At 61.0% G+C, this 21294-nt stretch carries 23 protein-coding genes; 13 read left to right on the forward strand and 10 right to left on the reverse strand.

Features of this window, described 5'->3' with window-relative positions; all coding sequences use genetic code 11:
* Positions 1 to 71: 71 nt before the first annotated feature.
* From D3P04_RS10360 to D3P04_RS10380, 5 genes are all read right to left on the reverse strand, one after another.
* Positions 72 to 995: a hemolysin family protein gene (locus D3P04_RS10360; RefSeq protein ID WP_119748548.1), complete on the reverse strand. Its 924-nt coding sequence runs from the start codon at positions 993 to 995 to the stop codon at positions 72 to 74.
* On the reverse strand, positions 992 to 1489 hold the full coding sequence (gene ybeY, locus D3P04_RS10365; protein WP_119748550.1) for an rRNA maturation RNase YbeY: 498 nt from the start codon (positions 1487 to 1489) through the stop codon (positions 992 to 994). Before ybeY ends, D3P04_RS10360 begins: the two co-directional genes overlap by 4 nt.
* Positions 1482 to 2558 carry a PhoH family protein gene (locus tag D3P04_RS10370; protein WP_119748552.1) on the reverse strand — a complete coding sequence of 359 codons (1077 nt, stop codon included), beginning with the start codon at positions 2556 to 2558 and terminating at the stop codon, positions 1482 to 1484. Before D3P04_RS10370 ends, ybeY begins: the two co-directional genes overlap by 8 nt.
* A gap of 130 nt (positions 2559 to 2688) precedes the next feature.
* The gene (alr, locus tag D3P04_RS10375) at positions 2689 to 3705 is read right to left on the reverse strand and encodes an alanine racemase (RefSeq protein WP_119748738.1); all 1017 of its coding nucleotides are present in this window, start codon (positions 3703 to 3705) and stop codon (positions 2689 to 2691) included.
* Positions 3706 to 3804: 99 nt separating this feature from the next.
* A complete protein-coding gene (locus D3P04_RS10380; protein ID WP_232844965.1) occupies positions 3805 to 5316 on the reverse strand; it encodes an MFS transporter in 1512 nt (503 codons plus the stop codon).
* Between the two features lie 107 nt (positions 5317 to 5423).
* Between D3P04_RS10380 and D3P04_RS10385 the strand changes: the two genes are divergently transcribed.
* The 8 genes from D3P04_RS10385 to D3P04_RS10415 all read left to right on the forward strand — a co-directional run bounded on the left by D3P04_RS10385 (position 5424) and on the right by D3P04_RS10415 (position 12224).
* Positions 5424 to 6260: a universal stress protein gene (locus D3P04_RS10385; protein ID WP_182912802.1), complete on the forward strand. Its 837-nt coding sequence runs from the start codon at positions 5424 to 5426 to the stop codon at positions 6258 to 6260.
* Between the two features lie 203 nt (positions 6261 to 6463).
* Positions 6464 to 7996 carry an acyl-CoA carboxylase subunit beta gene (locus tag D3P04_RS10390; RefSeq protein ID WP_119748556.1) on the forward strand — a complete coding sequence of 511 codons (1533 nt, stop codon included), beginning with the start codon at positions 6464 to 6466 and terminating at the stop codon, positions 7994 to 7996.
* A 205-nt stretch (positions 7997 to 8201) separates the two neighbouring features.
* On the forward strand, positions 8202 to 8345 hold the full coding sequence (locus D3P04_RS23335; protein WP_182912803.1) for a hypothetical protein: 144 nt from the start codon (positions 8202 to 8204) through the stop codon (positions 8343 to 8345).
* An 81-nt stretch (positions 8346 to 8426) separates the two neighbouring features.
* Positions 8427 to 8816 carry a hypothetical protein gene (locus tag D3P04_RS10395; RefSeq protein WP_119748558.1) on the forward strand — a complete coding sequence of 130 codons (390 nt, stop codon included), beginning with the start codon at positions 8427 to 8429 and terminating at the stop codon, positions 8814 to 8816.
* A gap of 130 nt (positions 8817 to 8946) precedes the next feature.
* Positions 8947 to 9195: a hypothetical protein gene (locus D3P04_RS10400; RefSeq protein WP_119748560.1), complete on the forward strand. Its 249-nt coding sequence runs from the start codon at positions 8947 to 8949 to the stop codon at positions 9193 to 9195.
* Between the two features lie 78 nt (positions 9196 to 9273).
* On the forward strand, positions 9274 to 9504 hold the full coding sequence (locus D3P04_RS23340; protein WP_119748562.1) for a hypothetical protein: 231 nt from the start codon (positions 9274 to 9276) through the stop codon (positions 9502 to 9504).
* 106 nt (positions 9505 to 9610) lie between these two features.
* Entirely contained in the window at positions 9611 to 11608 is a 1998-nt protein-coding gene (locus tag D3P04_RS10410; protein ID WP_119748564.1) for an acetyl-CoA carboxylase biotin carboxylase subunit, read from the forward strand.
* A 40-nt stretch (positions 11609 to 11648) separates the two neighbouring features.
* Positions 11649 to 12224: a hypothetical protein gene (locus D3P04_RS10415; RefSeq protein WP_119748566.1), complete on the forward strand. Its 576-nt coding sequence runs from the start codon at positions 11649 to 11651 to the stop codon at positions 12222 to 12224.
* On the opposite strand, the gene D3P04_RS10420 is transcribed toward D3P04_RS10415, so the two are convergent.
* Together D3P04_RS10420 and D3P04_RS10425 are read right to left on the reverse strand one after the other, a co-directional pair.
* The gene (locus tag D3P04_RS10420; RefSeq protein WP_119748568.1) at positions 12190 to 12399 is read right to left on the reverse strand and encodes a hypothetical protein; all 210 of its coding nucleotides are present in this window, start codon (positions 12397 to 12399) and stop codon (positions 12190 to 12192) included. The genes D3P04_RS10415 and D3P04_RS10420 overlap by 35 nt on opposite strands.
* A 96-nt stretch (positions 12400 to 12495) precedes the next feature.
* The gene (locus D3P04_RS10425) at positions 12496 to 13014 is read right to left on the reverse strand and encodes a DUF4174 domain-containing protein (RefSeq protein ID WP_119748569.1); all 519 of its coding nucleotides are present in this window, start codon (positions 13012 to 13014) and stop codon (positions 12496 to 12498) included.
* A gap of 57 nt (positions 13015 to 13071) precedes the next feature.
* Here D3P04_RS10425 and scpA point away from each other — a divergent pair, with 57 nt between their 5' ends.
* The 4 genes from scpA (at position 13072) to D3P04_RS10445 (ending at position 18227) form a co-directional block, all read left to right on the forward strand.
* Positions 13072 to 15204: a methylmalonyl-CoA mutase gene (gene scpA, locus D3P04_RS10430; protein ID WP_119748571.1), complete on the forward strand. Its 2133-nt coding sequence runs from the start codon at positions 13072 to 13074 to the stop codon at positions 15202 to 15204.
* A 116-nt stretch (positions 15205 to 15320) separates the two neighbouring features.
* On the forward strand, positions 15321 to 16145 hold the full coding sequence (locus tag D3P04_RS10435) for a glycosyl transferase (RefSeq protein ID WP_119748742.1): 825 nt from the start codon (positions 15321 to 15323) through the stop codon (positions 16143 to 16145).
* A gap of 46 nt (positions 16146 to 16191) precedes the next feature.
* The gene (locus D3P04_RS10440; protein ID WP_147391912.1) at positions 16192 to 16737 is read left to right on the forward strand and encodes a hypothetical protein; all 546 of its coding nucleotides are present in this window, start codon (positions 16192 to 16194) and stop codon (positions 16735 to 16737) included.
* A gap of 200 nt (positions 16738 to 16937) precedes the next feature.
* Positions 16938 to 18227 (forward strand): homoserine dehydrogenase, encoded by a 1290-nt coding sequence (locus D3P04_RS10445; protein WP_119748575.1) that lies wholly within the window; start codon positions 16938 to 16940, stop codon positions 18225 to 18227.
* A gap of 9 nt (positions 18228 to 18236) precedes the next feature.
* Here D3P04_RS10445 and D3P04_RS10450 read toward each other — a convergent pair whose 3' ends face one another.
* The 3 genes from D3P04_RS10450 to infC all read right to left on the reverse strand — a co-directional run bounded on the left by D3P04_RS10450 (position 18237) and on the right by infC (position 20364).
* Positions 18237 to 19280 (reverse strand): HesA/MoeB/ThiF family protein, encoded by a 1044-nt coding sequence (locus tag D3P04_RS10450; RefSeq protein WP_119748578.1) that lies wholly within the window; start codon positions 19278 to 19280, stop codon positions 18237 to 18239.
* Positions 19280 to 19750 carry a dUTP diphosphatase gene (gene dut / locus D3P04_RS10455; protein WP_119748580.1) on the reverse strand — a complete coding sequence of 157 codons (471 nt, stop codon included), beginning with the start codon at positions 19748 to 19750 and terminating at the stop codon, positions 19280 to 19282. The genes D3P04_RS10450 and dut overlap by 1 nt, the downstream gene beginning before the upstream one ends.
* Positions 19751 to 19824: 74 nt before the next feature.
* Positions 19825 to 20364: a translation initiation factor IF-3 gene (gene infC / locus D3P04_RS10460; RefSeq protein ID WP_119748582.1), complete on the reverse strand. Its 540-nt coding sequence runs from the start codon at positions 20362 to 20364 to the stop codon at positions 19825 to 19827.
* A gap of 203 nt (positions 20365 to 20567) precedes the next feature.
* Here infC and D3P04_RS10465 point away from each other — a divergent pair, with 203 nt between their 5' ends.
* Positions 20568 to 21290 carry a hypothetical protein gene (locus D3P04_RS10465; RefSeq protein ID WP_182912804.1) on the forward strand — a complete coding sequence of 241 codons (723 nt, stop codon included), beginning with the start codon at positions 20568 to 20570 and terminating at the stop codon, positions 21288 to 21290.
* Positions 21291 to 21294 lie beyond the last annotated feature (4 nt).

Here is a 21294-nt window from a genome sequence, read left to right on the forward strand (position 1 = left end):
CAAACTGTTATCTGAACATGGCAGGGAGATGAAATCCGGCCCGGACATCGCCGCGGGCAGGTTGGACGATCTTAATTTTCAACGACCTGCTGCCTTGCATTTCCGGCATCCGGCAGCCTCAGGCGGACCCGCTTGATGCGGCGGGGATCGGCCTCGACGACCTCGAATTCCGCGCCGGATTCATGGCTGATCACCTCGCCACGCAGCGGGACCCGGCCGGTCAGCATGAAGATCAACCCGCCCAGCGTGTCGATTTCTTCGTCCTCGTCGTCACTGGCAAGACGCAGACCGGTTTCCGCCTCGACCTCGTTCAATTCGGCACGCGCCTGAATAAGCCATTGTCCCGGTTTCTCGACAGTCCAAAGCCCGTCTTCGACCTCGTCATGTTCATCCTCGATCTGACCGATCACCTGCTCGATCAGATCCTCGATCGTCACCAGACCGTCGACTCCGCCATATTCATCGATGACAAGCGCCATGTGAATCCGTTTCTGCCGCATCTGCTGCAGCAGCACACCGATGGGCATGGATGGCGGCACATAAAGCAGCGGGCGCAGCATCGGGCGCAGACTGAACTTGCCGCCCTTGCCGAAACCGTGCTTGAGCGCCAGATCCTTGAGATGGATCAGCCCAAGCGGACTGTCCAGAGTGCCCCGGAATACCGGGATGCGCGAAACGCCGTGTTCGCGGAACATCTCGACCAGATCCTCAAGCGAAATATTCAGCGGCGCGGCGACGATCTCGACCTTGGGCATCGCAACATCGTCAACCCGCATCCGGCGCAGGTTCAGCATTCCCGGTGCATGGGGCGCAGTGGAAAGCTGCTGTCCCCCCGGTTCCTCGTGATCGTCTTCATGGCCGGTCAACGCCTCGAAAAAACGGCCGAAAAAACCGCGCGAGGCAGGAAGGTCGCGACCTTCTCCGCCGACGCCATCGGCAGGCGTGGCGGGTTCGTCGCCAAGATGGGATGCGGATAATCGGGGCTCGGAGCTCATGCGATTTTCTCTTGGTAAGGATCGGGAATACGAAGATTTTTCAGGATGGAACGCTCGGTCCGCTCCATGGTTTCTGCGTCCGGATCGTTTTCGTGATCATAGCCCAGCAGATGCAGGGTCGCGTGAACCAGCAGATGCGTGACGTGATCGTCGAACGGCTTGCCCTGCGCGATCGCCTCGGCGACGCAGGTGTCATAAGCGATGGCGATATCGCCCAATTCATCGATATCCGGCAACGCCGGAGGAATGCCGGGTTCATGGGGGACATGCTCGACCGAGGGCCATGACAGGACATTGGTGGGGCGCGGCTTGCCGCGGAAATCGGCGTTCAGCACCGCGATCCGGGCGTCATCACAGCCCAGCACCACGACCTCGCCGCCGATCCCATGCCATTCCAAGACCGCCCCGATGGCGCGGGCCGCAAGAGCGTCAAGCTCCGCGGCCTTCCATCGTTCGTCTTCTATGACGGTATCAGAGGATATCTCGTCAGGCATCTTTCCTTGCTGCCCGGCGAGGGACATAGCCGCCCCGGACCTCTTCCTTGTCGCCGCGCGCCAATGCCGCCTCGGCCTCTGCATCATACGCCTCGATGATGCGCGCGACAAGCGGGTGGCGTACCACGTCCTTGGCGGTGAAATAGCTGAAGCTGATTCCCTTGACGCCCGCCAGTATCCGTTCGGCGTCGCTGAGGCCGGACTGCACGCCGCGCGGCAGATCGATCTGCGTGCGGTCGCCGGTGACGACCATGCGCGATCCTTCGCCCAACCGTGTCAGGAACATCTTCATCTGCATGGTCGAGGCGTTCTGCGCCTCGTCCAGCACGACGAAACTGTTGGCCAGCGTCCGCCCGCGCATGAATGCCAAAGGTGCGATCTCGATCCGCTTTTCCTCCATCAGCTTCTGCAATTGCTTGCCGGGAAGGAAATCGTTCAAGGCATCGTAAAGCGGCTGCATGTAAGGATCGACCTTCTCCTTCATGTCGCCGGGAAGAAAGCCCAGACGCTCTCCCGCCTCGACGGCGGGGCGCGACAGGACGATTCGGTCCACCTGCCCGCCGATCAGCATCGTCACGCCCACGGCAACCGCCAGATAGGTCTTGCCGGTGCCGGCCGGACCGATGCCGAAAGCCAGCGCATTCTCGAATAACGAGCGGACATAAGCCTTTTGCGCATCGGTCCGTGGTTCGACGGATTTCTTGCGGGTGCGCAATTCGTAATTGCCCGAGGAAAACATCTCAAGCTGTTCGTCGGGCGTGATTTCGGTCGCGCTGTCCGTGCCCATGCGCAGGGCCGCCTCGATCTCGGGCATTTCGACGGGCTTGCCCTGCTCCAGCCGGGCATAGAGCCCCTGCAGCAGTTGCGCCGCCTCGTGCTGCATCTCGGGTTTACCGACCACGGCAAGCTGGTTGCCGCGCCGCAGGATATGGACGCCCAGAGCCTCTTCGATGCGGGCGAGATGGCGGTCATTCGCGCCGCACAGATCAATCAACAGCCGGTTGTCTGGAAATTCCAGCAGAGTTTCGCTGGATGGTGTCGCAAGTTGTGACGTGGGAGTCAGACCCAAATTTCTCTCCTGCTCGAAATCATGTTCTTATGGTGGCGATCCAAGGGGATTCGCACAAGGCCATGCTGCAAATTTCTGTGGCAAGAACATGACAGAACCATGTCGATGCGGCACAAACCGGCAGAGATTCCTAAAGATAGCTGCGCTCGTAACGATGCCCAAGCGAGGTCAGGATTTCGTAACCGATGGTTCCGGCCCGGTCGGCAACGGCATCGATAGGTTGTTCCGGGCAGATCAGGTCAAGCTCGGCAGGCAGCTGCCGCAGATGCGTGACATCGGCGGTAACCAGATCCATCGAGACGCGCCCGACGATGGGACAGGCCACGCCATCCGCATAAAGACTGGCACCACTGCCTGACAATATCCGCAGGATTCCATCGGCATAACCCGCCGCAACCGTCGCGATGCGGCGCGGCGCGTCCGAGGTCCATGTCGCGCCATAGCCTACGATTTCACCGGGTTCGACCAGCCGGGTCTGGATGACCGGCAATGACAGACGCACAACAGGCAGGGCGTCGGCAAAGGGCATTCCACCATAGAGCCCGACCCCGGGTCGCACCAGATCGAAATGATAGTCCTTCCCCAACAGGATCCCCCCGGTCGCCGCCAGGGACAGGGGCAGATCGACCCCTTCGGTCATCTCGCGGAATGCCGCAAGCTGCATGGCATTGGCCGGATGTTCCGGCTCATCGGCGCAGGCCAGATGCGACATGATGAAGGCGGGACCCGCTGCCAGCGCCTCGTCGCGAAGCGATGACCATTCGGCAGGTTCCATTCCCAGCCGGTTCATGCCGCTGTCCAACTGAATCGCGAAGGGTTTGCCGGGGCGCATGGCGCGATCCCGAAAGAATTGTTCAGGACTGTTGATGACCGGCACAAGCCCGGTCAGGTCGGCACCTTCCATATGCCCGGACAGGACATTGATTCGGGCATCCGCGGGCAGATGCGGGCGGATCGCCTGCCCTTCCCGCGCCAGCGCCACGAAAAAATCGCGTGCCCCCGCCTCGTACAGGGCGGGGACGATTTTCGCCGCGCCCAGACCGTAACCATCGGCCTTGACGACAGCGGCGGCGCGCGCCGTCGGAGCCTTGGCCGCCAAAGCCTGCCAGTTGGCCACAATGGCCTGAATATCGATCTGCAATCCCATATTTCTGCTTTTCCCCATACGGCGTTCCGCGTCAAGATGCGGCTTGTCGCGCAGGGACATTTCCGCAGATTCGCAAAGCCTCCGCTCGCCTGGGAAAATCTACACGCGCCGCAGCGGCATCGAGCAGGCAAGCCACAATCCGCCGGCAGCAAAGCTGGTGATCACCAGAAACGCCGCACGGAAGGCATCGGATATCTCGGCCTGCGCAATTCTTCGCTGCGCGTCCGGCAATGACGCCAGAACATCCCGGCCTTCCTGAAGAATGGTGCCGAACAGCCGCGCGGTTTCGGCATCCCCGATGGTCAGCATGCCGAAAAGCACCGTCCCGACAATGGCCGTTCCAAGCGCGGCCCCAAGCGAGCGCGAGAATTGCACCGTCGCGGCCGCGATGCCCAACCGGCTGCTGCCCGCGGCAACCTGCACCGTCAGCTGGACCACACCCATTACCGTGCCCATGAAGATCGCGCCGAAACCCAGCAGCCAGGAGAATTCATGCGCGCTCAGCCATGGCAGGATGATCGCCATGGTGATCAGGACAAGCACCACGACCGCCAGCCCACCCGAGGGAAAGATCGCGGTTCGGCCGGTCCGGCTGACGATGCGGCCAGTCACCAGAGAGCCCAGACCGATAGCCGCCGTCATCGGCAGGACCATCAGGCCGATCTCGGCGGGAGACGCTCCGTGAACCACACGCAGATAGATCGGCACGAATGTCATCAGCGAAACAAGCATGGCGCCGTGGCAGGCCGCCAATGCGTCGCTTCGCCAGATTGTGGGATTGCGGAATAGCGGAAGCGGCAATAACGGATCCGGCGCGCGCTTCTCGCGCCAGATCAGCAGCACGATCGCGGCAATGCCGGCCAGTGAGAGGACGATGATGACGGGAACGGAACCGAGTTCGAAGCGCTGGACCTGCTGAAGCATCACCAAAGCCGAGACGACAAAGGTCGCAAACAGCGCAAGGCCCGGAAAATCGAAGCGGATCGGCTCTCCCGATCCACCCCGCGCCGGCAGGCGCAACGTCAGCATCGCCGCCAGCAGACCAAGCGGGATATTCATCAGGAAAATCGACCGCCAGCCCAGATGCTCGGTCATGAACCCGCCGACGACCGGGCCAAAGGCGCTGGAGGTCACGGCGACCGCGGCCAGATAGCCCTGATACCGCGCCCGGTCGCGCGGCGCCAGACTTTCGCCGATCAGTGCCTGCGACAATGTCATGAGCCCGCCGCCCCCGAAACCCTGAAGCGCACGCGCGCAGATCAGGAAAACCGTGCTGGTCGAGATCGCGCACAGGATCGATGCGACGATCACGATGGCCAAGGCAACGAACATCAGATTCCGCCGCCCAAGCAGATCGCCAAGACGCCCATAAACCGGCGCGGCAATCGTGGTGGTGACCAGATAGGCCACCACCACCCACGAGACCAGCTCGACATCGCCAAGGGACGCGGCGATTGCGGGCAAGGCAGCCGCGACGATGGTCTGATCGACGATCGCAAGAAACATCGGCAGCATGATCGCCGAGAAAAGCGTGAAGAAATGCGCCCTCCCGCCGCTGGCAGGCGGCAATTGCCCGGCCGGTGGCGAAGGAGGAGTAGATTTGGCTGACAAAAGATGAATTCCGGGTGTAGCGTGAAGGTCGTTGATGCGAATTTGGCTGAACGGGCCTATAATGTTAAGATCAGGGCATAGTCACAAGCCCTACTGGAGTCATGGTCATGAAAACGATCCTCGTCCCGGTGGAACTTCACGAACTCTCGCAATCGACGCTTCAGACAGCGGCGCTGCTGGGGCTGGCATTCGACAGTTACCTTGAAGGTTTTACCCTCAGCCCCGCTCTCAGCCCGTTCATGGCGGCCGATGCCATGGGCACCATGGTCCTTTATCAGGAGGATGCGCAGGATAACGGCGAGAATGCCGCCAAGGCACGGCAGGCATTCCTTGACGCGATGCAGGCGCATGCGATCCCTGAAACAACCGGTACCGGCAAGGGGCCGCATTTCGGCTGGCACGCAGAAACGCATGGCGATGATTTCATCGGCAATATCGGGCGGGCATTCGATATCACCGTGCTTGGCCGTCCCGGCTCGAAATACGGCCAGCCGCGCGGCACCACGCTGGAGGCCGCCTTGTTCGAAAGCGGCCGGCCGGTCCTCATCGCACCGCCCGAACCGCCCCGGCAATTCGGCAAGAACATTCTCATCGTCTGGAATGGCAGCACCGAAACCGCGCGCACGATCGCCTTCGCCCTGCCGCTGCTTGCGCGGGCGGACCGGGTCGTTGTCCTGACGGTTGAAGGTAGCAGCGTATCCGGCCCCGACGGCGCCGATATCGTCACCTATCTCAACCGCAACGACATCGCCTGCGAAGCCCGCTCGGTGGAACTGGAAGGGCGCGGAGTCGGGGAAACCATTCTGGCCGAAACGGCAGTGCATGGGTCCGATCTGATCATCAAGGGCGCCTATACCCAAAGCCGGTTGCGGCAGTTGATCTTCGGCGGCGCGACGCGGGAAATCATTGCCGAAACCACGCTTCCGGTGTTCATGGCCCATTGATCGCGGCCGGAAATTCCGCCCGTTCAGGCTTCATGAATTCGGGGTGAGCCCGGGATGGACCGGTAAGATCGGGATTGCAAAAGTTTGCGATTTTGCAATTTTCATCATCATCCGGCAATGTAGTTTGCAAATTTTCCCAATTCTTCTTTCATGCGCCGAATTCGCGCGCTACTTTCCCGCAACTCAACCGAAAGGTCCCGCCCATGAAGGATATTCTGCAAGAGTTGGAACGCCGCCGCGACGAGGCCCGCCTTGGCGGAGGACAGCGCCGCATCGATGCTCAGCACGCGCGCGGGAAGCTGACGGCGCGCGAACGGATCGAATTGCTGCTGGACGAGGGCAGTTTCGAGGAATTCGACATGTTCGTCGCGCATCGTTCGACCGATTTCGGGATGGAGGCCGAACGGCCCTATGGTGACGGCGTGGTGACCGGCTGGGGCACGATCAACGGGCGCATGGTCTATGTGTTCAGCCAGGATTTCACCGTATTCGGCGGATCCCTGTCGGAAACCCATGCGCAGAAGATCTGCAAGATCATGGATATGGCGGTGCAGAATGGCGCGCCGGTCATCGGGCTGAACGATTCAGGCGGGGCGCGGATTCAGGAAGGCGTGGCATCTCTGGCCGGTTATGCCGATGTGTTTCAACGCAATATCATGGCATCCGGCGTGGTTCCGCAGATCAGCGTCATCATGGGACCCTGCGCGGGTGGCGCGGTCTACAGCCCCGCCATGACCGATTTCATCTTCATGGTGAAAGATACCTCTTACATGTTCGTGACCGGCCCGGATGTGGTCAAGACCGTCACCAATGAAGTGGTCACCGCCGAACAGCTTGGCGGCGCCTCGACCCATACGAAGAAAAGCTCGGTCGCTGATGGCGCGTTCGAGGATGATGTCGAGACGCTCTCGGAAATCCGGCGGCTGTTCGATTTCCTGCCCCTGAACAATCGCGACGGTGTTCCCGTGCGGCCGTTTTTCGATGATCCGGCGCGTATCGATGAAAGTCTGGACACGCTGATCCCCGACAATCCCAACCAGCCCTATGATATGAAAGAGCTGATCGTGAAGGTCGCGGATGAGGGCGATTTCTACGAAATCCAGAAGGATTTCGCCGGGAATATCATCACCGGATTCATCCGGCTGGAAGGCCGCACCATCGGAGTCGTCGCCAATCAGCCGATGGTGCTGGCGGGCTGCCTCGATATCGACAGCAGCCGCAAGGCGGCGCGTTTCGTGCGCTTCTGCGACGCATTCGAGATCCCGATCCTGACCTTTGTCGATGTTCCGGGCTTCCTGCCGGGCACCGGTCAGGAATATGGCGGCGTCATCAAGCATGGCGCCAAGCTGCTATTCGCCTATGGCGAGGCGACGGTGCCGAAAGTCACGGTCATCACCCGCAAGGCCTATGGCGGCGCCTATGACGTCATGGCGTCCAAACATCTGCGCGGCGATTTCAACTATGCCTGGCCGACTGCGGAAATCGCGGTGATGGGCGCCAAGGGCGCGGTCGAGATCCTGTATCGCAGCGAGTTGAACGACCCCGACAAGATCGCGGCCAGGACGAAGGATTACGAGGATCGCTTTGCCAATCCTTTCGTTGCGGCGGAAAAAGGCTTCATCGATGAGGTGATCCAGCCCCGCTCGACTCGCCGCCGGGTTGCACGTTCTTTCGCTGCCCTGCGCGGGAAGAAGCTGTCGAACCCGTGGAAAAAACACGACAACATCCCCTTGTAAGTTACGGGAATCCCATGCGGACACACAAGCTTGTGATAGATGCAGCCGCGCCACATCCCGGCGAAGTTTCGCCGCCGCCGCATGTGACCGGCTATCTGCATGCTGCCGGGCTGGCTATCATGGATAATTGTCAGGCCCCGCAAAGGGCCGGCACAAACCCGAGCAGTCGGACGCATCGCCGTCCGCAATACAGGAGAGTTTGCTTATGTCGAAGAAGATCATTCTCGGCCTTGTCCTGGTTTCGGCTTTCGCCGCTTGCCAGCGCCAGGAACCCGAAGTCTATGTGCCCCCCGCACCCGCGGCGGATCCGGTCTCGCAAGAGCCGGTCTATTCGGGCAAATACGGCTAAGGCCACTCGACAACCAATCATGCGCGGGCGGTGCGATCGCCCGCGCCTTCCGCGCCCGCTATCCGTTCCGGAGGGCGCCATATGCTGAAGCATCGCGGTTTTCCCAGCCGTCTTCCCGGCACCGATTATCAGTTCACCATCCGGCGGAATAACAAGAAGGGCGCGACGCCCCTGGCCCGACGCGAGCGTTATCGCGACCGCAAGGCCGCGGATCGGGCGGCGGATATCGGCTTTCTGGCGGCATTGATCGAACATTTCGGCGACGAGCCCTTCGAACGCGGCAATCTGGATGCCGGCCGGCTGTCCTGGCTGATCGGTCGCGAGATCATGACCGTGGGAGAACTCGATCCCACCGATTACGAGCAATTGCTGCGTGTCGACATGGCCTGCGCCCGGGCATCCTTTCCGGAATTGTTTTCCGATGACGATTTCGACGATCGTTCGGACAGTGCACCGGCGGAAAATCGCTGATGCGCGATTTACTGCCAAGCGGAACTTTTCTTGCTATGACTCCGTTGGACAAGCGCAACCGCCATGTGATAGTTGCGCGTCCATCTCAACCGCCTCTGAATGAGGCCACGAATACAGGCATAGAAACAACATGCAAGTTTCCAACATCATCCGCTTCACTGGTCTTTCGCTGGCGCTCGCTGGCCTGTCGGCATGTGCGCAAGGTGGCTATGGGACCGCAACGGGTCTTTCCCCTGACGCGCAGCGGGCGGCCGGTGGTGCTGTCGCAGGCGCTGTCATTGCAAAAGCTCTGGACGAAGATATTGCCGCTGGCGCGGCGCTTGGTGGCGCAGCAGGCGCATTGTGTGACGACGCAGGCGTCTGCCGCCGGGCTTACTGATCAGACTCAACATTCCCACGGAACCAATCCGTGCGGTTTAAGTTGTACTCGCATCAAACTTGTTAAGGAAGAACCATCATGGCGATCAAAATCCTTCTTGCTGGTGCCGTTGGCACCGCCCTCCTTGCGGGCTGTGCCAACCAGACCGGCCGGGCAACCGAAATCGACCGCACGGCTATGGGTGCCGCAGCAGGTGGGGTGCTTACGGCGGCTCTTGGTGGTGACGAAAGCGATATCTACAAAGGCGCTGCTGCAGGTGCCCTTGGCGGTGCGCTTTGCAACGATGTCGGCGTTGCCGCCTGCCAGTAATCGCTGCGTATACGCTCGGGTCAAGCCCAGCATCACAATCAACAAAGCCGTCCGAAGCCGTTTCGCTTCGGGCGGCTTTTTCATGTCCTCTGGCCAAGGTTAATCCATGTTCAAGAAAATCCTGATCGCCAACCGGGGCGAAATCGCCTGCCGCGTCATCAAGACCGCCCGCAAGATGGGCATTCAGACGGTCGCCGTCTATTCTGATGCCGATCGCAATGCGCTGCATGTGAAAATGGCCGATGAAGCGGTGCATATCGGCCCGCCGCCCGCCAATCAGTCCTATATCGTGATCGACAGGATTCTGGATGCCATCCGCCAGACCGGCGCAGAGGCAGTTCATCCCGGCTATGGTTTTCTGTCCGAGAACAAGAATTTCGCCGAGGCTCTGGCCCGCGAAGGCGTAGCCTTTATCGGCCCCCCGGCGGCGGCTATCGAGGCTATGGGCGACAAGATCACCTCGAAGAAACTGGCCGCTGAAGCGGGCGTCAGCACCGTGCCCGGTTTCATGGGCCTGATCGCCGATGCGGATGAGGCGGCGAAGATCTCGGATGAGATCGGCTATCCGGTGATGATCAAGGCCAGCGCAGGCGGCGGCGGCAAAGGCATGCGGATCGCATGGAACGAGGTCGAGGCGCGCGAGGGTTTCGAATCCTCGAAGAACGAAGCCGCGAACAGCTTTGGCGACGACCGCATCTTCATCGAGAAATTCGTGACCCAGCCGCGCCATATCGAGATTCAGGTTCTGGCCGACGCGCATGGCAATTGCGTCTACCTGCATGAACGCGAATGCTCGATCCAGCGGCGCAACCAGAAAGTGATCGAAGAGGCCCCCTCGCCCTTCCTCGACGAGGCCACGCGCAAGGCCATGGGCGAACAGGCCTGCAAGCTGGCGTCAGCCGTGGGGTATACAAGCGCGGGCACCGTCGAGTTCATCGTGGATGGCGAGCGGAATTTCTACTTCCTCGAAATGAATACCCGCCTTCAGGTCGAACATCCGGTCACGGAACTGATTACCGGCGTCGATCTTGTCGAACAGATGATCCGCGTCGCAGCCGGAGAGCCGCTGCCCTTTGCGCAATCCGATCTGAAGATCAACGGTTGGGCCATCGAGTCCCGGCTATATGCCGAGGATCCCTATCGCGGTTTCCTGCCCTCGATCGGGCGACTGACCCGCTATCGCCCGCCCGAAGAGGTTGCGGATACCACGCATGTCGTGCGCAACGATACCGGCGTCTATGAGGGCGGCGAGATCAGCATGTATTACGACCCGATGATCGCCAAGCTTTGCACCTGGGCGCCCACGCGCGGGCAGGCGATCGAAGAAATGCGGGTCGCGCTTGATACGTTCGAGGTCGAGGGGATCGGGCATAATCTGCCCTTCCTCTCTGCCGTGATGGACCATCCGAAATTCGTCGCGGGCGATATGACCACGGCTTTCATCGCCGAGGAATATCCCGATGGCTTTCAGGGTGTTGTGTCCGGAGACGATGAAACCAGCCGCATTGCCGCTGCCGCCGCAGCCATGCATCGTGTGGCCGAAATTCGCCGCGCACGGATCAGCGGAAGGCTGGACAATCACGAACGCCATGTCGGCGAGCATTGGGTGGTCTTTCTGGCGGGGCGCGAGGTGCCGGTCAGGATCCGCGCCGACCGCGAAGGCGCAACGGTTCAGGCGGGGGAGCGTGAACTGCGGGTGGAAAGCGACTGGCGGCCCGGCCATTCGCTTGCGCGGATGCTGGTCGACGGGCAGTCTCTGGTCATGAAGGTCGACAGGATCGCCGCGGGTTTCCGCCTGCGCAGCCGCGGCGCCGATCTGCACGTCCATGTCCGCCGCCCCCGCGCCGCCGAACTGGTCAAGCTGATGCCCGAGAAGATCGCACCGGATACGACGAAATTCCTGCTTTGCCCGATGCCCGGACTGGTGGTGAAAATCAACGTGGCCGCAGGCGAGGAGGTTCAGGAGGGTCAGGCGCTTTGCACGGTCGAGGCGATGAAGATGGAAAACATCCTGCGGGCCGAACGGAAAGGCTTGGTCAAATCCGTGAATGCCGAGGCCGGACAAAGCCTGAAGGTCGATGACGTGATCATGGAGTTTGAGTGAGGCAAAACCCGAAATATCATTGACGCCAAGGAGCCAACCCGTGGATCTGTCCCCCCTCATCCTGAACGAAAGGGTCGCTGCCGCCCTTGTCACCGCCATTGTGGGCGGCGGGGTGGTGGCGGCAGGCTGGTTCTGGACGCATGCGCTATCACGCCGCCGCGATCTGGTGCTGCGTCGAGAACGGATCAACGATATACAACGGGCGCTTTTGGCGGAGATCCGGGCGCATGTGGTCGCGCTGGAGCGGCAGATGCTGGATTTGCCGGATGCCGAGCAGTTGCAACTCCTGATATCCGAAGGAGCGGCGCCAATCCTGCCGCATGACGCCAATGACCGCATTTTCCGCGCGATAGTCACCGATGTGCATATGTTGCCCGAGGCAAGCATCGATTCGGTAGTCAGATATTATCGCCTTTTGGCGGTTCGGGCGGCTTTTGGGGAAGATGTGCTGCAAAATATCAGGAACAACCCCGACCGCGCGGCCAAGATGCTTCTGGATTATATCGCGATTTCGAATGAAACGCTGGAAACAGGACGGGAGGCCGTCGATACACTGACCGCCGGGCTTGGGAAAGCCGCGATCAGTAGAACATCCGTGGACCGGAGCGGCCCGTGATAGGCGTCAATCCCAAGGCAGAGGTCACGTCATTGACCGAACCGTTCTTGTCCAGAAACTCTCTTCTGGCGTGGAGCAGTTCATCAAGCCGTTTGCGGAATTGCTCCATCCGCTCGGCACTGAGGGCCGGGACAGAACCCCGCTCGTCATTACGCAACATGGCCGCTTTCGCCATTTCGCATCCTCCGTTTGCGGGCAGACATATCCGCCCTGTCCTGAATATAGGGACTACAACGGTTTTTCGCAATCCGAACCTGCGTCAGGGTGAATTCTATTGCACCCCTGCCCGCCCGATCTCCTGCCGGCGCAACGGGAATTTATCGATCGCACGGCTGATTTCGCGGACATCCCAGGGCAAGGGCTTGCGCAGCTTGACCTGCCCGTCCTTGTCCAGAAGAACCAGCGAAAACCCTTTCGGATGGAATCGTTGTCGCCAGACACTGTCTGCCTGCGGATCGGTATCGGTGATCACCACCACATCACGCTCGACCAGCATACGGGGATTGAGCTGCAATTCCTTCGTCTGTTCGATGAAGGCAGGATCGTCCGGGTTGTCGGCAAAGACCACGACCGGGCGGGACTTCCACTGGAAATCATCGGGCGCGGAATCAGCGGCCGCATATAGCTGCAATTCGGATTGCGCTTTCGGCTCTGCGGGCGCTCCGGCAAGTTCCTCGGGACTCATCGGCGTACCGGGCTCGGTCATCGGCACGTTGCGCGGAGGCGGAGCCTCGCGCACCTGGCCCATGGCAGCCAAGGCCATTGCGAAAATCAGGAATTTCAACTTCATCGGCACCTCTTCCTGTTCTGAATATAAGCAAAGCGGGCCGCTGGGAAAGGACAGATCATGACAAAATCGACATTGGAGGACTGGCGCAAGCTTGCCGAAAAGGAACTGAAGGGCCGCGACCCGGCCAGCCTAGAATGGCAGACGCTGGAAGACATCACCGTCAAGCCGCTTTACACCGAGGCGGATACAAGCGGGCTTGACCATCTGGGCAGTTTGCCGGGGATGGAGCCTTTCACCCGTGGCCCCCGCGCCACGATGTATGCCGGTCGTCCATGGACCATCCGGCAATATGCGGGCTTTTCGACCGCCGAGGAATCCAATGCCTTCTACCGCCGCGGCCTGGCTGCCGGTCAGCAGGGTGTGTCGGTCGCCTTCGATCTGGCGACGCATCGGGGGTATGACAGCGACCATCCCCGGGTCGTGGGCGATGTGGGCAAGGCCGGCGTCGCCATCGACTCGGTCGAGGATATGAAAATCCTGTTCGACGGCATCCCGCTGGACAAGGTCAGCGTGTCCATGACCATGAACGGCGCGGTGATCCCGGTTCTGGCGAATTTCATCGTCACGGGCGAGGAACAGGGCCACGACCGTTCAGTGCTGTCCGGCACCATCCAGAACGATATCCTCAAGGAATTCATGGTCCGGAACACCTATATCTACCCGCCCGAACCCTCGATGCGGATCATCAGCGACATCATCGAATTCACCTCGAACCAGATGCCGCGCTTCAACTCGATCTCGATTTCCGGCTATCACATGCAGGAGGCAGGCGCGAATTTGGTGCAAGAGCTTGCCTATACGCTTGCCGATGGGCGCGAATATGTGAAGGCGGCGATCGATGCAGGTATGGATGTGGATGTCTTTGCCGGGCGGCTGTCCTTCTTCTTCGCCATCGGCATGAATTTCTTCATGGAGATCGCCAAGCTGCGGGCCGCGCGCCTGCTGTGGCACCGGGTCATGACAGAATTCGGGGCGAAAAAGACCGGCTCGAAGATGCTGCGGACGCATTGCCAGACTTCGGGCGTCAGCCTGCAAGAGCAGGATCCTTATAACAACGTCATCCGCACGGCATATGAGGCGATGAGCGCGGCGCTTGGCGGCACGCAATCGCTGCATACCAACGCGCTGGACGAGGCAATCGCCCTGCCCACCGATTTCAGTGCCCGCATCGCCCGCAATACCCAGCTGATATTGCAAGAGGAAACCGGCATCACCAATGTGATCGATCCTCTGGCCGGGTCCTATTACATCGAAAGCCTGACCGCCGAACTGGCGGAAAAGGCCTGGGCTCTGATGGAAGAGGTCGACGAGATGGGCGGCATGACCAAGGCGGTCGCTTCCGGTATGCCCAAGCTGCGAATCGAAGAAACCGCCGCCCGCCGTCAGGCGATGATCGACCGCGGCGAAGAGGTGATCGTCGGCGTCAACAAATACCGCAAGGACAAGGAAGACCCGATCGACATTCTGGATATCGACAATGTGAAGGTTCGCGACAGTCAGATCGCACGGCTGGAAAAGATCCGCGCCAGCCGCGACGAGACCGCCTGTCAGGCGGCGCTTGACGAATTGACCCGCCGCGCCCGCGAGGGCGGCAACCTGCTGGAGGCCGCCGTCGAGGCCGCCCGCGCCCGTGCATCAGTCGGAGAGATCAGCATGGCCATAGAAAAGGAATTCGGCCGGCACCGCGCTGAGGTGAAAACGCTCGCCGGAGTTTACGGCGCCGCCTATGAAGGCGACGAAGGCTTCGCCGCCATTCAACGCGATGTCGAGAAATTCGCCGAGGACGAAGGCCGCCGTCCCCGCATGCTGGTGGTCAAGATGGGTCAGGACGGCCATGACCGCGGCGCCAAGGTCATCGCAACCGCCTTTGCCGATATCGGCTTCGACGTCGATGTCGGTCCGCTGTTCCAGACCCCGGAAGAAGCCGCGCAGGACGCCGTGGATAACGATGTGCACGTGGTGGGCATTTCGTCCCAGGCGGCGGGCCACAAGACCCTTGCACCGAAGCTGATCGAGGCCCTGAAGGAACAGGGCGCCGGGGATATTCTGGTGATCTGCGGCGGCGTCATTCCGCAGCAGGATTACGATTTCCTGCGCAAGGCGGGCGTCAAGGCGATCTTCGGACCCGGGACGAATATCCCGGCCGCCGCCGCCGATATCCTGCGGCTGATCCGTGAAGCGCGAGGATGATCTGAAATCGCCCGGCCGGATCGGAACATCCCCGTTCCGGCCGGGCGGCTGATGATTTCCTCTCTTGCTCTCACTGCATGGTTGTGAAACCTTCGAGCGAAACTCGCGAGGCGGTCATGAGTGACGGGCGTAACGGATCTGTCAAGCAGGTCATCTGTATCAAATGGGGCGACAAGTTCGGCGCGGAATATGTCAATCGCCTGCATGGCATGATCTCGCGCAATATCACGCCGCCTTTCCGATTGTTCTGTTTCACCGACGACGGCACGGGTCTGCATCCCGATATCGCTGTGCGGCCGCTCCCCGAATTCGACTACAAGGCCCCGGAACGGACGCGGGGGAAATGGCCCAAGTCGCGGTTATGGGGCGATCTGGGGGATGTGACGGGTGTCGTGCTGTTTCTGGATCTGGATGTCGTCATTACCGGCAATATCGACTGCTTCTTCGAACATGGCGATCCCGGGGACACGATTCTGGGGCGCAATCTGAACACGCCTTTCGAGCGCATGGGCCAGACCTCGGTTTACCGGATGAAGGTCGGCAATCTTGCCCCCTTGCAGGATATCTTCCGCGCCGATCCGCAAGCCGTGGCGGATGAATATAAATACGAACAACGCTTCGTCACCCGCAACGCGCCGGGTGGGGTCAAGTTCTGGCCGCTTCGCTGGATGGTGCATTTCCGCATGCAATGCGTGCCAGTCTTTCCTCTGAACTATTTCATTAAACCCCGCATCCCCCGAAATGCCCGGATCGTGATCTTTCCCGGCAATCTGAACCCGCCCGACGCCATTGCCGGACGCTGGGATGAACATGCCACGCCGCGCCCGCCGCTGGATCACCTCCGCGCGGCATTCGCCAGGGATCGCCGCGAAAGCTTCTTCAGGCATTTGCGGCATTACGTCCATCCCACCGAGTGGGTTGAACGGATGTGGCGCGAATAGACGTCGTGTCCGAACCCGATCCAGTCAATCTCACGTTCAGAAGACCATGATGACCCTCAACCCCACTCCCGAGCGCCTGACAGATGATATGGCCACCGCCATCGGTCACGCCGTCGCCGGTTTCGGTTTTCTGGAAGAGGCCCTGAAACGCGCCATCTTTTCACTGACGCGGCAGGGACTGGGAGAGGATGCAAGCGAGAACGAGCTTGAGAAATGGTTGCAGCGGATGGAGGATATCGCCGACGATACGCTTGGCACTCTGATCGACAGCTTCATCGCCACGATCAAACATGCGCGGGTCGATGACCGGCATATCCTGACCGAGGAACTGAGCGAGCTTCGACTGAAGCGCAATCTGCTGTGCCATGCGTCATGGCGTCCGGGATCGAAACCCGGTTACTGGCACCCGACCTTCATCAATACCCGCGGCGAGCGTTATCCCGATGAAATGAACGCCGATGAAGTCGACGCGATACACAAGCGGACTCAGAAGATCGCCCGGCGGGTGGTGTCGATCATGCGCGCAACCGGGATCGAAGGCGAATTGGCCGGTGACGAGGAAGATCAGGGCATTTCCAACAAAAGCGGATAGCGGTTTTGTTGGAATTGCGCCAAAACAAAATTTACTGAGTTCCGATGTTTCAGGAGAACGCCGAAACGCCGCAGTTCTTGCGGCCAATAAGGCACAGGCAGGGCACCTGTGCGGCTTTCCTGACGGCATTTCCCGATCCTGCGTTGCAACGCCGCCACAGGCAGGATAACAACCCGCGCAATCCACAATAAGAGGCTTTCATGTCGTCCCCTCTCCGCCTCGGCATCGCCGGGCTTGGTACTGTCGGTATCGGTGTCATCAAGATCGTCCAGAAACACGCTGGCCTGCTGGCCAAACGGACCGGGCGCGAGATTACGATTACCGCCGTCAGTGCCCGCGATCGGATGAAGAATCGCGATGCGGATATCTCGGCCTATCGCTGGGAAGACGATCCGATGGCCGTGGCCATGGCGGATGACGTGGATCTGTATGTCGAACTGGTCGGCGGCGATAACGGCATCGCCAGCGACAGCATCAAGGCCGCCCTGCGCGCCGGTAAGGATGTCGTCACCGCGAACAAGGCGCTGCTGGCGATGCATGGACAGGAACTGGCCGAACTGGCCGAAAGCCTTGGCCGCGTGATCCGCTTCGAAGCCGCGGTGGCGGGCGGCATCCCCGTGATCAAGACCATGACGGAATCGCTGGCCGGCAACAGCACCACCCGCGTCATGGGGGTGATGAACGGCACCTGCAACTATATCCTGACCCGCATGGAAAGCGCCGGCCTGCCCTATGAGGCGGTATTCGAGGAAGCGCGGCAGCTTGGCTATCTGGAAGCCGATCCCAATCTGGACGTGGGCGGTATCGATGCCGGGCACAAGCTGGCGATCCTTTCCTCTATTGCCTTCGGGACAAGGGTGAATTTCGACGCGGTCGAGATCGAGGGGATCGAGCGGGTCAGCATCGACGATATCAACCGCGCGTCGGATATGGGTTACCGGATCAAGCTGCTGGGCATCGCGCAGATGACGCCACGCGGGCTGGAGCAGCGCATGTCGCCCTGTCTCGTGCCCGCCGACAGCCCGCTTGGTCAACTTGCGGGCGGCACCAATATGATCGTGGTCGAGGGTGACAGTGTCGGTCAGATCGTGCTGCGCGGTGCGGGCGCGGGCGAAGGTCCGACAGCAAGCGCCGTCATGTCCGATATCGTCGATATCGCGCGCGGCATCCGCCTGCCGGTCTTCGGCCAGCCCGCAACCGGGCTGAAACCAGCGCAGCCCGCACGCACCGCCGTCCCTGCCTCGTATTACATGCGACTGGAATTGCAGGACAAACCGGGCGCATTGGCCAAGGTAGCCTCGGTCCTGGGCGAAGCCGGGATCTCTATCGACCGGATGCGGCAATACGGGCATTCCAGCGACAGCAGCGTTCCGGTTCTGGTCGTCACCCACAAGACCACACCCGAAGCCATCGATTTCGCCATCGAGGCATTGCCGCGTACCGGCGTTCTGGTCAGCGACCCGGTGGAATTGCGGATCGAAGAGGTCTGAACGCCCCTCTCAGCCCGGGGCGACCCTGCCGCAAACCGGGCAATCCGGGCGGGACGCGATCGTTATCATCCGCGTCTCGCCATATAATCCGTCGAAGACCAGCATCCGCCCGTCAAGTCCCTGCCCCGCGCCGGTCAGGTGCTTGATCGCCTCCAGCGCGAGGATACTGCCGATCACGCCGGGAAGCGCACCGACGACCCCCGCCTCGGCGCATGGCGGCGCGTTTCCGGGCGCGGGTTCCTGCGGGAACATGCAGGAAAAACAGGGGCCGCCATGTGCCGGATCATATAAGGTGACCTGCCCTTCCCATTGCGCAATCGCGCCGGCAAGCAACGGAACCCCGGCCGCGACGCAGGCGCGGTTGATAGCATCGCGCGACGCATAACTGTCCGTCCCGTCGATCACGAGGTCATAGGACGCGATCATCTTCGCGCTTTCTTCCGTGATCCGATGGGGCCATGTATGGGCGTAGATATGCGGGTTCAGCTCCAGCAGGTTTTCCGCAGCCGCTTCCGCCTTCGACTCACCTCGTTGATCATTCCGGAAAATTACCTGTCTTTGCAGATTCGACAGATCGACAATATCGTCATCGGCCAGACAAATCTCACCGACCCCTGCCGCCGCCAGATACAACCCGACCGGCGACCCAAGCCCTCCGGCACCAACCACCAGCACCCGCGCATCGCGCAGACGCATCTGCCCCGGACCGCCAATTTCCCGCAGCACCAGATGGCGGGCATAGCGGTCAAGCTCGGCATCGGACATTGTGTCGTCCTGCGGTACGGCTTCCGGCACGGAAGGTTCCGGCGCAAGTCCCCGCAATTTCCGCAGCCCGACCCGATACAGGATAACCAGCCCGCCGATCATCCCGATCACCAGCCAGTGACGGATATCGCCGCCGAACTGCCGCGCCAGCCAGGCTTCAGGCATCTGCGACTTGAGAAGAACCACGCTCAACCACGGGACAGCGAGGGCAAGAACCGCGTCCCTGCCCCGCAATCCTGCGAACCATGCAAGCCCTGCGATTGCGACGAAGATCAGGATGCCCAGCATCACCCCGCCCCGGTCGAGCCGAAACCACCGTTGCCCCGGACGGTCTCACTGACTTCGACGGTTTCGAAGAACCGGGCCTGCGAGGCGGGTGCCACAACCAACTGGGCAATGCGCTCGCCATGACGCAGATGATAGGGCTCATCCCCCAGATTGATCACGATCACGCCGACCGGGCCGCGATAATCGCTGTCAATCGTGCCGGGCGTATTGACCAGCGTCAGACCATGTCTGAGCGCCAGCCCGGAACGCGGCCTGACCTGAACCTCCCATCCCGGCAGGATGTCAAGGATCAGCCCCGTTGGCACCAAAGCCCGCTGCCCCGGAGAAAGCAAAAGACCTTCGCGCGCCCCGTCGGGGAAATTCGCACGCAGATCCGCGCCCGCCGCCCCGGTGGTTTCATAGGACGGCAGCGCCAGAGTGTGATCCGAATCCTCGATCCGCTTGATTCCGATTCTTGGTGCTTCGCTCATCCGATCTCCTCACATGCAAAGGCCGCGCGGCAATGCCTGCGCGGCCCCGTTTCAGCAATCTCGCACGAAAAGGCTTACCGCGGCGAGATCATCATCACCATCTGGCGGCCTTCCAGTTTCGGCATGGCCTCGACCTTGCCGGCCTCGCCAACATCGTCTCTAACCCGGTTCAACAGTTCAAGACCAAGATCCTGATGCGCCATTTCGCGGCCTCGGAAACGCAGGGTCACCTTGACCTTGTCGCCCGCATCCAGAAACTTCATGACATTCCGCATCTTGACGTCATAGTCATGGGTATCCGTGCCGGGACGGAACTTGACCTCCTTGACGTCGATGATCTTCTGCTTCTTGCGCGCCTCGGCCTCGCGTTTCTGCTGTTCATACTTGAATTTGCCAAGATCCATCACCTTGCAGACCGGCGGGGTCGCGTTCGGGGAAATCTCGACCAGATCAAGCCCCGCATCTTCGGCCATCTGCAATCCGACCGATGGAGGCACAACGCCTACATTTTCGCCCTCGGGGCCGATCAGTCTAATTTCTGCCACACGGATACGTTCGTTGACGCGGGGACCAGTGTCACGGGTGGGCGGTGCATTATGCGGTCTGCGGGCTATGGTGTTTCTCCTTCATAACCATGACGTGAATAGCGGAAAAATAAGCGTGAGCCCCCGGTGATTCAACCGAATTCGCTGCTATGAGTTATGCAAAGCATGCTTTTGTCGCTCATTTGCCGCGTCCGATGGCCGGATGGTGACTTTTCGCGGCGCGCCGCCTGTGCGATAGATGACGCGACCGGGACCGAAATGAAAGATTCACCATGCAAAGGCTGTTATTTCCACTCCTGATTCTCGCTGCCGCCGCTGGCGGATGGTGGTGGTGGGACGGGCAGCGGACAAGCGAATCCCCAAGCGACGAAGCCCCGGTAACCGAAGCCGCACCCGAATCCGACGAAACCTCTGCCGAAACGGATGCCGGGCCGGACGCGGCCGGGCAAGCCGGGACCGACCTCCCCGCCGAAGAGGAACAGTCCGCACAGGAAGAAGATACCGCACAGGCCGCAAATGACGCTGCGGACGCCGCCGCCGATGCCGCCGCGATTGCCGCCGACGCCGCTGCCGAAGCGGTTCAGGTGACCGGAGAATCCGCGCATCCCGCTGCAAGCTCGGCCGCGAACGAGGCCGAAGCCGCCGCCGAGGCTGCGCTGGATGCCGCGGATCGTGCCGCAGAGGCCGCCGCGCAGGCCAATGACCCCACCTCATCCGCCCAAAGCGAAGCGGCGGAAGTTGCCGCGAATGCCGCCAGAGAGGCAGCCGAAGCGACCGATACCGCCGCCGATGCCGCCGTCACGGCGAGCCGCATCGAATCGGAGCTTACGCCCGAAGGCTTCGACGCCGAACGTGTCATTGAACTGATCGAGACGGCAGATATCCCCGAGGCCCAGCGGGCCACGCTCAAACGTCTGATCGAAAGCGCGGGCGACAATCCCCAGCTTCTTCAGGCCGCGCTCGAACAGGTCAAATCCGTAATGAAAAGCAATTGACAAA

This window comes from Paracoccus onubensis (assembly GCF_003591515.1).
In the GTDB taxonomy this organism is placed as follows: domain Bacteria; phylum Pseudomonadota; class Alphaproteobacteria; order Rhodobacterales; family Rhodobacteraceae; genus Paracoccus; species Paracoccus onubensis.